The sequence below is a fragment of the Pseudomonas sp. PD9R genome, assembly GCF_019200975.1.
Lineage (GTDB): Bacteria > Pseudomonadota > Gammaproteobacteria > Pseudomonadales > Pseudomonadaceae > Aquipseudomonas.
The window spans coordinates 195,261-209,429 of record NZ_JAHTMR010000003.1 but is presented as its reverse complement, the minus strand read 5'-3'; the positions used below and the strand labels follow the sequence as shown (position 1 = coordinate 209,429).

Sequence of the window (14,169 nt, the reverse complement as noted above, 5' to 3'; positions counted from 1 at the left end):
GAGTACTTATGACCCGTCCAAAGAAAGACACCCCGGCACCGCACACCGAACCGTCGCGAATCCGTGAAGGTCTGCCCTTTCCGCTGGGGGCGACCTGGGATGGTCTGGGGGTCAACTTCGCCTTGTTTTCCGCCAATGCCACCAAGGTCGAACTGTGCATTTTCGATGATGCCGGCGAGGTGGAACTGGAGCGCATCGAACTGCCGGAGTACACCGACGAGATCTACCATGGTTACTTGCCCGACGCCCATCCGGGGCTGATTTACGGTTATCGCGTCTACGGTCCTTACGACCCGGCCAGCGGTCATCGCTTCAACCACAACAAATTGCTGATTGATCCCTACGCCAAACAATTGGTCGGCAAGTTGAAATGGTCCGAGGCGTTGTTCGGCTACACCATTGGCCACCCCGATGCCGACCTGAGCTTCGATGAGCGCGACAGCGCGCCTTTCGTGCCCAAGTGCAAAGTGATCGATCCGGCGCACACCTGGGGTCACGATCACCGCGTCAGCGTGCCGTGGGACAAAACGATCATTTATGAAACCCACGTGCGCGGCATCAGCATGCGTCATCCCTCCGTCCCCGAAAACGTGCGCGGCACCTTTGCCGGGTTGATGGTCGATGACGTGTTGGAACATATCCGCAAACTCGGCGTGTCGACCGTGGAGTTGCTGCCGATCCACGCGTTCGTCAATGACCAGCATTTGCTGCACAAAGGCATGACCAATTACTGGGGCTACAACAGCATTGCGTTTTTTGCTCCCGATCCGCGCTACCTGGCCAGCGGCAAGATCGCCGAGTTCAAGGAGATGGTCGCGCACCTGCACGAAGCCAACCTCGAAGTGATCCTCGACGTGGTCTACAACCACACCGCCGAAGGCAACGAACAAGGCCCGACTCTGTCCATGCGCGGCATCGACAACGCCTCGTATTACCGCTTGATGCCCGACGACAAGCGCTTCTATATCAATGATTCCGGCACCGGCAACACACTGGACCTGAGCCACCCTTGCGTGCTGCAAATGGTCACCGACTCCCTGCGCTATTGGGCCTCGGAGATGCACGTGGACGGATTCCGCTTCGACCTGGCAACCATTCTCGGGCGCTACCACGATGGCTTCGACGAGCGTCACAGCTTTCTCGTGGCCTGCCGTCAGGACCCGGTGCTGCGCCAGGTGAAGATGATCGCCGAACCCTGGGACTGTGGCCCCGGCGGTTATCAGGTCGGCAACTTCCCGCCGGGCTGGGTGGAATGGAACGACAAATTTCGTGACACCGTGCGTGCGTTCTGGAAAGGCGACGATGGGCAAATCGCTGACTTCGCCAGTCGCATGACCGCTTCCGGCGAGATGTTCAACCAGCGCGGTCGGCGGCCCTACTCATCGGTGAACTTCATCACCGCCCACGACGGTTTCACCCTCAACGACCTGGTGTCGTACAACGACAAACACAACGAAGCCAACGACGAGAACAATCAGGACGGCAGCAACAACAACCTGTCGTGGAACCATGGCGTCGAAGGCCCCACCGACGATCCCGAGATCAATGCCCTGCGCCACCGGCAGATGCGTAATTTCTTCGCCACCTTGCTGCTGGCCCAAGGCACGCCGATGTTGGTGGCGGGCGACGAATTCGCCCGCACCCAGGACGGCAATAACAATGCCTATTGCCAGGACAGCGAAATCGGTTGGGTGAACTGGGATTTGAGCGAGGACGGCAAGGCGCTGCTGAAGTTCGTCAAGCGCTTGATCAAGTTACGCCTGGCTTACCCGATCCTGCGTCGCGGGCGCTTCCTGGTTGGCAATTACAACGAGGACATCGGCGTCAAGGACGTTACCTGGCTGGCGGCGGATGGCAGCGAGATGACCACCGAGCACTGGCATGATGCGCACAATCGGTGCCTTGGCATGCTGCTCGATGGCCGCGCCCAGGAGACCGGCATCCGCCGCAAAGGTGCCGACGCCACCCTGTTGCTGGTGGTCAATGCCCATCACGACATTGTCAATTTCACGCTGCCGGAAGTGCCCGATGGTGGTTTCTGGACCTGCATGATCGACACCAATCAACCGGCGATTCGCGGCCAGGAACGCTTCGAGTTCGGCCATGAGTATTCGGTCACCGGGCGTTCACTGCTGCTGTTCGAATTGCAGCATGAGGAAGAGGATTGAGATGAGCCGGACACACGGCAGATGAAATATCGCCCCGGATCAATCCCGGACGCGACGGATACCTTTTCATGAGCAATACTTGATGCGCGGCCATCCAGGGTTCGGATGGCCGCGCATTGCTATCAACCAGCCTTCACGGCTCGTGAAACGAAACAAGGACGTCATCTCATGAAACCTGTTTCCCTCAGTGAAACCGGCCTGCCAGGGCAAATCTGGAACAACGCTCCGCAGCTGGACAATATTCCCGTCATTGGCACTCAGTCTTTGGTCCCGTCTGGCTCACGTGCGGTGGTGATTTCTGCGCATCCCGGCGATGAGGTGGTGATGTGCGGTGGCCTGCTGCAATTGCTCAGCACCATGGGCCACCCCTTGCAATTGATCTCCGTGACCGACGGCAGCGGCACTCAACCGGGAACACAACAATGGTCGGAAAAACGCCTCAGCGTGTTTCGTTCCCAGGAAAGCGTCGAGGCCTTGCGTCGGCTCGGGTTGCCGATGCACAGCCTGAAATGGATTCGTGGTGGCTTCACCGACAACGCCTTGGCCGAGCAGGAGCTTGAGTTGACACAATTCCTCGCCCGCTACCTGCGCCCCGGCGATGTGGTGTTCAGCACCTGGTGCGAGGACGGCACCCCCGACCATGACGCTGTCGGCCGCGCCAGCGCCAATGCGGCGACTATCGCTGGGGCAACGTTCAACGAAGTCCCGGTCTGGGCCTGGCACTGGCCGACGCGTGAACACGTTTTGATCCCTTGGCATCGCGCCCGCAAAGTCCGTCTGGACAGCTGGACGGTCGCGCGCAAAAGCCACGCCACCCACGCCTATGCCAGCCAGCTCGATGGCGAGCCGGCCCTGGGCATCGCACCGCTGCTGCCCAAGGTGCTGCTGGAGCGAATGCGCCTGCCCTATGAAATCGTTTTTGTCTGAGCAGATCAAAAGATCGCAGCCTTCGGCAGCTCCTACATTTGAATGGCGTACACCTGTAGGAGCTGCCGCAGGCTGCGATCTTTTAGCATCACGACGAATCACTCTGAACTGCCCGCCGCCCCATCAGTCGCATGCATAAGCAACTCGGATTCAGAGGAGTGAAAGTGATCAGCGATCCCAAACGCCGGACGGTCGAATCAGTGCCGTTGAACACACCACCGGCCATTCATCGATTGCGTGTGCTGACGGTCAACACCCACAAGGGATTTACCGCGCTCAATCGACGTTTCATCCTCCCGGAACTGCGTGAAGCGGTACGCAGCACGTCGGCGGATCTGGTGTTTTTGCAGGAAGTCGTCGGCGAACATGAGCGACATTCTTCGCGCTATAACCAATGGCCACAAACCTCTCAATACGAATTCCTCGCTGACAGCATGTGGAGCGACTTTGCCTACGGTCGCAACGCGGTCTATCCCGACGGTCACCATGGCAACGCACTGCTGTCGAAGTACCCGATCCGTGAACACCGCAACCTCGATGTCTCGATCACCGGCCCGGAACGCCGTGGGCTGTTGCATTGCATACTCGACGTTCCCGGCCACGCCGAAGTCCATGCGATCTGCGTTCACCTGAGTTTGCTGGAAAGCCATCGCCAACTGCAGTTGCAGTTGCTCTGCCAGCTACTTGAATCCCTGCCCGAAGGCGCGCCGGTGATTATCGCCGGCGATTTCAACGACTGGCAGCTCCAAGGCAACGCCGCCCTCGCCCGCCGCGATTACCTGCATGAAGCCTTCGAACGGCACCTCGGCCGCCCCGCCAAAACCTACCCGGCACGGTTTCCGTTATTGCGCCTGGACCGGATTTATCTGCGCAACGCCAGCAGCCATGAACCGAAAATCCTCGGGCACAAGCCCTGGACGCACTTGTCGGATCATCTGCCGTTGGCGGTGGAAGTGCATCTGTAATCCGGTCAGATCTGGTAGTTCTTACAGTATCCGGCGCTCTGAATCAAAGTCATGCTCGGCCTACACTGAACTGGGTTACGACGGACCGAGATGATCTCCCGAGCGTTTCACGACAGCTTCACCCCCACATTGGCGGTGTCAGATCCTCGCGGGCTCGCCGTTCGGAACGTGGCTTACTGTCGACAGCGTGTCGAGCACGTCGCCGAGATGCGGATTACCCGTCAACTCTTCGATGCTGCCGGGCGTTTAGTGGCCCATTGGGACCCGCGACTCTGGGACCACGCGCAAAAACCGAACCTTGTGACGACTTTTGGGCTGTCCGGCCAGACGCTTCTGAGCGACAGCGTCGACGCCGGTTGGCAGCTGAATTGCCTGACTGAGGCGCAGGCCTTGCGCTTCAGCTGGGACAGTCGCGGAACTCAGCATCAGACCGAATTTGACCCGCTTCAGCGGCCGATCGCGATTGTCGAACAGATGGCTAATGAATCCTCTTTGGTGATCGAGCGTTTTACCTACGCAACCGCCAGCGACGAGTACGCGGCTCACAACCAGTGCGGTCGCCTTGTGCAATACGATGATGGCGCTGGCAGTCAGCGGCTGACGGAATACGATTTGAACGGTGTGCCTTTGGTCGACATCCGCCGGTATCTGAACAGCCTGGAAACACCGGATTGGCCTCTCGACTTTCAACTGCGTGAGGCGTTGCTGGAAGACGGCGAGGGATTTGTATCAAGCGAACGCCGCACCACCACAGGCGAACTGCTCAACCAGACCGACGCCAAAGGCAATCAACGCACATTCGTTTATACGGTGGCGGGCCAGCTCAGGGAGTCTCGGCTGCAACTGGCCGGAACGATGTCGGAACCGCGCTTGCTGATCAGCGACATTCAATACAATGCCGCGGGTCAAATCGAAACTGAAACGGCCGGCAATGGTGTGCTTACCAATGTTGTTTATGCAGCCGATGATGGCCGTCCGGTGCAGCTCTTGAGCGCTTCGCCCAGTAGCCCGCCGCTGCAGGATCTGCGTTACGAATACGATCCAGTCGGCAACATCATTCGTCTCGAAGACACGGCGCAATCTGTCCGCCACTTCAACAATCAGCGCATCGATCCGATCAACCGCTACCGCTACGACAGTCTTTATCAACTGGTCGAAGCCAGCGGCAGACAAGTCTTCACGCCCAGTTACGGCCCCGCACTCCCGACCATGCGACCGATGCCGCTGGACCCGAATCTTCTGACCCATTACACCCAGACCTTCGATTACGACGCTGCGGGTAATTTGCTTTCCCGCCACCACAGCGGCGCACCGAACTTCAGCATGAAGATTTCAAGCACCCACAACCGCAGCCTCGCTCAGCGCGAGGATGGCTCGCTGCCTGACGAAGAAGACATCACCAAAGGCTTCGACGCCTGCGGCAACCAGCTTCAGTTGCAGCCTGGGCAGGCTGTCAGTTGGGATGGTCGCCAGCAGTTAGGTTTGGTCACGATGGTCAAGCGCGAGGACGGGCCGGATGATCATGAGTGCTACCGCTACGGCCGTCGCGGACAGCGCCTGCGCAAAGTACGCATCACCCAAACCGGCAGGCGCACCTTGCGCACCGATACCCGCTATCTGCCGGGACTGGAGATCCACTTCGACAGCGCGGGCGGTGAAGAGCGCCATGTGATCACTGCCGAGGCAGGACGCAACCGAGTTCGGCTGCTGCACTGGCAAACAGCGCCACCCAAGGAGGTCATCAATGATCAGTTGCGCTTCAGCCTCAGCGATCTGCTCGGTTCTTGTACCCTGGAGCTGGATGACAAGGCTGGATTATTGAGTCAGGAGGGTTATTACGCGTTCGGCGGTACGGCGTGGTGGGCAGGCAGGAATGCGTTGGAAACAACGTTCAAGACCCATCGTTATTCGGGCAAGGAACGCGACGCGACGGGGCTTTATTACTATGGATATCGATATTACGCACCGTGGTTGCAGCGGTGGATGTGTCCGGACCCTGCGGGGGATGTGGATGGGTTGAACCGGTATTTGATGGTGAAGAATAATCCGGTGGGTTTTTTTGATGAGGATGGATTGGGGCGTACGCCAATTGACGAGCGCACCAGCAAGTCTAAAACTTCATATTTTGATCCAAACTTAAGCCAACGCCTTAATTCGCGCGACGAGACATCTAAAGCACGGCTCAACCGGACTAAAAACCAACTAATACACATGCTGGATTTAAAGAATGAAATCCAATCAGTTGCAAAATCGCAGGCCTCAGTCCTCAGAGCCGATAGCTTTACCAACATATATGAGCGAGATGTCTGGACTTTTGAAGATAACTATCGCAATTCACAACACCCGGACGGATCAAAGAAAACTGATTTTTTTGCGAGTGACGTCACGATTCATCAATACAGTATGGTTTCGAAGTCGGCAGGCTTTTCTGGGCATCTACCTTCCATAATACGCAGGTGGGCGGTTGACAACCGAGAGACACGTCGTTTAACCAGAAACTTGGACAGTGGTTCAGAAGAGCTAAAGAATATATTCATGGAAAAAACACAAAATGGAAAATCGACAAAAGAAATCCTGAACACCTTCGGACTCAAAGTTATCAAAATAATGCAAGCCGATAATACCTTCGACATTTATGTCGAACCCTCAATAGAGGAATTATCAGAATATAACGAGTCAAGTTATATCAATAGTAAAAATACGAACACGGCGATCATCTCTCACGCCTATGAGTTAGCTGATGCACACGAACTTAAACACTCAACAGTTCAGCCGCGCCCCGCTTTGGTTAAAACGTTTTTCATTGACAACTTATCCCGACATTGAAACCGTCTTTGCCTCAACTGTTATTTCTGACAGTAGCAACATTCCCAACCTATTGTTACGGTGCCCACGTCGGTTTCGATAACCGAACAGACCTGCAACCCACAGTAGCCGCCGTTGCCTGAAGGTTGATTACCTTCCTGATGCTGTCTCGCAACTTACGCTGCCGGTGCATCCGATGTCTCGTCACGTTCAATCAGTGGCCGATCGGATGCCGACCCCAACGCGGGAGACATGCATGAGCTTCTCAAATGATCTACCCAAGTACCGTTACAGCGCCTGCGCCTTTTCTATCTGGCTTTGTGTGAGCTGGCCTCAAATTTCCCAAGCTGCCTGCACCCTCACTCCCACCGCCGGTGACGACAACTTCGTGTGCGACAGCGCCAGTAACGGGCCACTGACCGACCTGGCGGGTAACAACAATCTGACCTTCCCGCCCAATGGCACTGGCTCGATCAATGGCAATGTGACGTTCGGTGCAGGCCGAGACACGATCTTCATGAATTCCGGCCGCATCAATGGCGCGGTCGATCAGGGCGATGGTGCCGATACCCTCAACATCAGCGCTGGCCAGATTACCGGCGCAGTCAGCCAGGGCAATGGCATCGATAACTTCACCATGAGCGGCGGGACCATCGCATCCCTGGCTCAGGGTGATAGCCGCGACTTCTTCCAGATGAGCGGTGGCAGGATCGTCGGTGCATTCGAGGACGGCGACACGGCCAGAATGAGCGGCGGCCAGATCGGTCGGGTCGACATGAAGCTCGACAACAACCGGTTCGACATGTCCGGCGGGCTCATCGACGGCAACCTGGTCACCGGTTTCGGCACCGACACCATCATCGTTTCCGGCGGCAGGATTGGCGGCAACATCAGCGTCAGCGGCGGCAACGACAGTATCACCGTTACCGGTGGCGAGATTGTCGGCGAGATCCGCACCAGCACTGGCAACGACACCTTTGTATGGGACGGCGGTGGCATTATCCGCTCCGCGGTCCTGATGGAGGACGGTAACGACAGTGCAACCTTGCGCAATCTCAGTGAAAGCACCCTCGCCCAGACCCCGAGCATCAATGGCGGCACAGGCAACGACCTGCTGACTTTCGATCACACTTCCTCCGCCGGTCCCGACCGTTACATCAATTGGGAAACGGTCAATTTGAGCAACGGTTCGCAGTTCAATCTTGCGGGCAATTTCGTTCTCGGTGACAGCGGCACCGGCACCGGCATTTTCAACATCGATGGCAGCAGCGTACTGACTTCGACGCAAGGCAGCATCACGCCTTTCACCGCTGGCCGGCTCACTACTCTTAATAACGCGGGTGTGATTGACCTGAGCAGCGGTACTACCAGCACCAGCGATACCCTGACGGTACAGGGCAACTATTCGGGCAATAACGGGCAACTGTTTTTGCAAAGTGCACTGGGCACGGACGGCTCCCCCAGCGACAAACTGGTCGTCAACAACGGGATTTTGTCCGGCAATACCGCGATTACCGTCAGCAACGTGGGCGGTCTTGGGGCATTGACCGAGCAGAACGGCATCCAGCTGGTACAGGCCCAAGGCACGGCAACCAGCGACAACAGTGCCTTTACCCTAAAAACCCCAGTGTCGGCCGGTGCCTACGACTACTACTTTTTCAAGGGCGGCGTTACCCCGGGTAGCGAAAACAGCTGGTACTTGCGTTCGTCCGTCGTTGTACCGCCGCTGGTGGCGGTGCCCAACCCTGATCCAACCTTGCCGCCCATTCTGGTGCCTTTGGTGGCCTTGCCGGTGGCGGCTTTCGGAACACCGTCGTTACCCGTCGTCCAACCCGGTGCCGCACCGATTCCCCTGTACCGCCCGGAAGTGCCGACCTGGTCGGTATTGCCACCTGCGGCTGCGCAACTGACCTTGACCGCACTCGGCACGTTCCACGATCGCCAGGGCGATCAGCGCCTGTTGACCGAGACCGGGTCGTTCGGTGCGGGCTGGGGCCGCGTCTATGGAAAAAACTTCGACCAGACCTGGGCCGGTACTGTGACGCCACGCCTCGACGGCTCGCTCGACGGGTTTCAGGTGGGCAACGATTTGTACGGCTCACAAACCTCCGGAGGCCAAACCCAGCGCACTGGATTTTTTGTCGGCCACAGCCGTTTGAAAGGCGATGTTGACGGTTTCAACCAGGGTTTCGAAGGCAAGCAAGCGGGCAAAGTCGAACTTGAGGGCGACAGCCTCGGTATCTATTGGACACTGACAGATCCCTTGGGCGGGTACGTCGACACGGTTGCCATGTACACCTGGCTGGACGGTGACAGTCATTCTGACCGTGGCATCAAACTCGACAATCAAGGGCACGTCGTCACCCTCTCGGCGGAAGCCGGCTATCCCGTCGCACTGACAGGCAACTGGGTGATCGAGCCCCAGGCGCAGGTGATCCATCAGAACGTTTACCTGGACAGCCAGGACGATGGCATTTCACAAGTGTCTTTCGATTCCGATCCCGCCTGGACCGGCCGGCTAGGTGCCCGACTCAAAGGGCGCTACGACGTCAGTGGCCTGCCATTTGAACCCTATTTGCGCGCCAACCTGTGGCACACCTTTTCCGGCACCGATACGGTCACATTTGCCAGAGCCACCGATATTGATACTGAACAAAAATCCTCTTATGCCGATCTGGGTATCGGCGCCGTGTTGACCCTTGCGCCTTCTGTCAGCGTGTATGCCAGCGCCGATTACAGCAGCAATATCGACAGCAACCAGCAGCGGGGAATGACCGGTAATCTGGGCCTCAGGGTCAGCTGGTAATACCGAGCAAAGGCTCTAGCTCCTGAGCTTCCGGATGTTTTTTCCAATAAACAAGAACTTAGAGAAGTTCAAAAAATCAGCCACTTATAACTACTAAAATAGCCCTACCATTTATCGGCCATTTTCTTGACGCAGTGGCACGGGTCTTCTTGACTTCACGGTACTACCCCCGGAAACACAATCAGGGGCAAGCCCCCAAGACACCCGCTAACACGGGCGGCCCCCGGCTTGCCCCCACCCATTCGGTCGCCCCTCATTCGGGGTAGGAGAGACGCCAGAGCGAGTACGGCATGCGATTGCAAGGTAGACCCCCATGAAAACCTCATTCACCCAACAAGAGATTAAAGTCACTTTTTGCACTGTCTCGAGTTCACTCCTGCTGTGCTCTTCCATGGAAGTGCAGGCCTCACCGGCCGAGGAAGAAACGACGCCCTGGTATAGCCAGGACATCCCGGCGCTCACTTTGCCCGCCCTCGCCGCCTCGTATCCCCATCGTTTCAGCACCACGCCCGACCTGCGAAGTTCAAGCCTGACCACCGAAGAAGCCGCACCTTCTGCCTGGGACCAACTGTATGGGCGGGCTTCGCGCCAGGCACAAACCGATTTTCAAGCCGAAGGTTTTTCCATCCCCGGCTCAGGCGAACTCAAAAGCCCGGCGATCCTGACCCTGCAAAGCGGCAACGGTCAAACCCAACGGGTCGGCCTGATCGGCGGCACCAGTCAGATTCAGGGCAACAGCAACGGCTTGCTGAACAATCGCGCCCTGTCTGACCCGAACAGCGACACCCTCAATCTGCAAGGCCAAAGCCTCGGCGCCTACTGGAGCCTGACCGGCGCACAAGGCTGGCACGTGGACCTGACGGCCAGCGGAGGTCGAGTCAGCGGTTTCAGCCGTAACGAACAAGGTGCCCGACAAGCCACCGAAGGCACCGCGATGACCGTGTCGGTCGAAGGTGGCTTCCCCATCGGCGTGAGCGAAAACTGGGTGGTTGAACCCCAGGCGCAGTTGATCAATCAACGGATCACCCTGGACACCCCCTATGCAGGTTCGGGCAATGCCTCATCCACTGACTTGACGGCATGGAGTGGCCGGGTCGGCGCCAAATTGAAAGGCAGTTACGACCTCAACGGCCTGCCCGTCGAACCCTATGTACGGACCAACTTGTGGCACACGGTGTACACCGGCAATACCGTGACCCTCGATCAGGTCGACAAGATCAGCAGCAGCCGAAATTCTTCCACCGTCGAACTGGGTCTGGGCCTGGTGGCCCGAGTGACGCCCGCCGTAAGCCTGTACGTCAGCGCCGATTACAGCAGTGATGTGGATGACAATGATTTGAACGGCTTGATCGGCAGCCTAGGGGTGCGGATGCGCTGGTAAAACACTGCCGTGACCTGACAGTTTTGCCAGTATTCAGGGCACTGAAGGTCGTGCATTGTGATGGGCACTCGTTCTCGACCGGGGTCATTGCTAATGCCTTCGATGCCAGCAGATAACGTTCATCGCGGCACGCCGACACTTCAGGTGGCGGACCCGCGTGGATTGGTTGTCAGGACGATGCAGTTCCATCGGCGGCAATCGGCCGACTCTGCTGACGTGCGAGTCACGCATCAACGTTTCGACGCCGCCGGCCGTCCCGTGGCCAGTCGGGATCCGTATCTGTTTGACCTGGCCCGGACCGACGCGTCGGTGCCGGCCAACCTGAGCCAGGTTTTCAGCCTGTCCGGCGTGCCGCTGGCGAGTGACAGCGTGGATGCTGGTTGGCGTGTGGCGTTGCTGGGTGCTGCCGCGCAAATCATCGAACGCTGGGACGGGCGTGGTAGTCACTCATCTACCGAATACGACGAGTTGCTGCGTCCGACGGCTGTGCGCGAACGTGGCCTGGGCGTCGCGGAACATGTATTGGAGCGGTTCTCCTATGCCGGTGTTGATGATGACGCTGCCCTGCGTAACCTCTGCGGCCAATTGGTTCGAAAGGATGACCCGGCGGGTACGCTGCATCTGGTCGATCTTGGGCTGGGTGGAGCGCGGCTGAAGCAGACCCGGCACTTTTTGCGTGACACCCATGCGCCGGACTGGCCAACCGCTACGGTCGAACAAGATGCCTTGCTCGAACCCGGCGAGGGTGCCAGCACCTTGCAGGATTACGCGCCCAGTGGCGAATTGCTCCATCAGATCGATGCGTTCGGTAACCGCCAATCCTTCGCCTACACCGTGGCTGGTGAATTGAAAAATACTCGACTGACTCTCGCCAGTGCCGGGCAGGTCGAAAAGCTGTTGGTCAACAATATCGAGTACAACCCGTCCGATCAGATCGAAACGGAAACCGCCGGCAACGGGGTTATCACCCGCCACCGTTACGATCCTGCCAATGGTCGACTAACCCAGTTGAGCGCGCACAAAGCCGATGGCCAACCGCTGCAAGACCTGAACTACCGCTACGACGCCGTTGGCAATGTCCTGAGCATCGAAGATGCCGCGCAAGCCATCCGCTACTTCAGCAACCAGCGCATCGAACCGATCAAGACTTACAGCTACGACACCCTCGACCAATTAATCCACGCGACAGGTTGGGAAGCCAAAGCAGGTCGGAATGGTCCCGCGCTATCAGACGTCTATCCCCTGCCCCTCGACCCCAACCAGCTCGCAAATTACAGCCAGACCTATTACTACGACGCGGGCGGCAACCTACTGGACTTGGTGCACGTCGGCACCCAGGCCCATGGCCGCACGCTGAGCCGTGCTCGCTACAGCAACCGATGCCTGCCCGAGCGCGATGGCCGGCCACCCACCGAAGCGGAACTGCTGGCGGGTTTCGACGCCAATGGTAACTTGCGTGAACTGCAGGCCGGCCAGTCGTTGAGTTGGGATCTGCGTAATCAGCTCTGCGCTGTATATCCCATAGAGCGAGATGACGGCGCGAACGACTGCCAAACGAATATCTACGACGGCAGCGGCCAACGCGTTCGCAAAATCCGCACGAACCAAACCAACGCCCGCACGCTGATCAGCGAAGTGCGTTACCTGCCCGGCATAGAAATCCGCAGCCATGGCACTGGGGAAATTCTTCATGTGATCAACGCCAGCGCGGGCAGTAACACCGTGCAAGTGCTGCATTGGGTCGCCAAACCACCCGATGAGATCCTCAACGATCAAGTGCGTTACAACCTCAACGATCACCTGAAGTCCAGCACGTTGGAACTGGACCAGAATGCGGACCTGATCAGCCAGGAATGGTATTACCCGTTTGGCGACACCGCCTGCTACGCCGCACGGTCGGCGACTGAAGCGAAGTACAAAACGATACGTTATTCGGGTAAGGAGCGGGATGCGACAGGGCTTTATTACTATGGGTTCAGGTATTACGCGCCGTGGTTGCAGCGGTGGATTAATCCGGATCCGGCCGGGGCTATTGATGGGCTCAATTTTTTTCGCATGGTGAGAAATAATCCAATCGCGTTGTACGACTTCGACGGTTTGTCACCTGAAGGAGATCTGGCGAGAGAAATAATACATACAACAGATTTCGGCTCCGTATATTGGGATGACCCAAAGAAAGCCATGTCCGACATACTAGATTCGTTACTTGATCAGAATTACGCCCCGGAAATTATTGAACTTGCAGTGCAAAGAGCCCGACAACACTTTGACGCAAAAAAAGAACTCGCAGCAGAACAGATTAAAAAATTTTCAGAAAAACCAATCCACCTACCTCAAAAAAATATCACAAGACCTAAAAGTAAATATGACATTAAAAAATTCATCAACTTTTACACAACAACTCACGGCTCAGAAATGATCAACAACGCCATGAGAAACAAGAAAGAAATATATATAAATGAATCAGAGGTTATGAGGGAGTTAAAAGAGAGGCATGACATCAGCAACTTTGAAGGGAAAAGCGGAACACAATTAAAACAGGATATCAAGGCTTCAGCAGCAACCTTCAGGCTTGATGATGCCGACAAGGTAAGTTATCAACTTTATCATCAGTCAAATCCTTCATCGAGAATATACTATCGAGCAGGCAGGCTAACGAAGTCAGCACTGGAAGGATATAAAACAGCCAAAGATAATAGTTCTGTCCTTCACTCCCTGAGTTTTCTGTCAGCAGCGCTAGACCAATCAGTTACCGATGACTTCAGATCAACAAAAGAAAGCGGTCTTTTTATTATTACGGGATTTAGCGCCGCCAGCATGAACGGTGGTCTTTCCGTTATAAAAGGTTCTGTATTTTCACCCCATGCAGATTTTAAGGTGACCAAGATCGACGAACAAGCCAATGTAATCCATCTCAAAGAGTTACGAGGGTATGAAGGCCATCGAATCCCCTTGCCTCATTAAAGATTTCGGCAAAACATTAGTTGCAGGGAAGCAGCGAAAATGTAGAAGTAAGATTGCATTGCCGGCTTGACGTCTTCGCGGCCAAGCCTCGCTCCTACAGTTCGGAGGCGGTCACAGCATTTATGAGCGCTTCAGAACGGTAGGAGCGAGGCT

7 protein-coding genes are annotated in these 14,169 nt (G+C 56.8%); all 7 read left to right on the top strand.

Annotated elements, in window-relative coordinates:
- Positions 1–8: 8 nt before the first annotated feature.
- The 7 genes from glgX (at position 9) to KUF73_RS08515 (ending at position 14,016) form a co-directional block, all read left to right on the top strand.
- Complete coding sequence (glgX, locus tag KUF73_RS08545; protein WP_218437601.1) at positions 9–2,168, top strand: glycogen debranching protein GlgX; 2,160 nt, start codon at positions 9–11, stop codon at positions 2,166–2,168.
- A 168-nt stretch (positions 2,169–2,336) separates the two neighbouring features.
- Entirely contained in the window at positions 2,337–3,095 is a 759-nt protein-coding gene (locus KUF73_RS08540; protein ID WP_218437600.1) for a PIG-L deacetylase family protein, read from the top strand.
- Positions 3,096–3,259: 164 nt separating this feature from the next.
- Positions 3,260–4,060 (top strand): endonuclease/exonuclease/phosphatase family protein, encoded by an 801-nt coding sequence (locus KUF73_RS08535; protein WP_218437599.1) that lies wholly within the window; start codon positions 3,260–3,262, stop codon positions 4,058–4,060.
- A gap of 207 nt (positions 4,061–4,267) precedes the next feature.
- Positions 4,268–6,886, top strand: coding sequence for an RHS repeat domain-containing protein (locus KUF73_RS08530; protein ID WP_256345509.1), 2,619 nt, complete (start codon positions 4,268–4,270; stop codon positions 6,884–6,886).
- Between the two features lie 235 nt (positions 6,887–7,121).
- Positions 7,122–9,671, top strand: coding sequence for an autotransporter outer membrane beta-barrel domain-containing protein (locus KUF73_RS08525; protein ID WP_218437597.1), 2,550 nt, complete (start codon positions 7,122–7,124; stop codon positions 9,669–9,671).
- Positions 9,672–9,984: 313 nt separating this feature from the next.
- Complete coding sequence (locus tag KUF73_RS08520) at positions 9,985–11,052, top strand: autotransporter outer membrane beta-barrel domain-containing protein (RefSeq protein WP_218437596.1); 1,068 nt, start codon at positions 9,985–9,987, stop codon at positions 11,050–11,052.
- Between the two features lie 93 nt (positions 11,053–11,145).
- Positions 11,146–14,016, top strand: coding sequence for an RHS repeat domain-containing protein (locus KUF73_RS08515; protein WP_256345507.1), 2,871 nt, complete (start codon positions 11,146–11,148; stop codon positions 14,014–14,016).
- Positions 14,017–14,169: the final 153 nt, after the last annotated feature.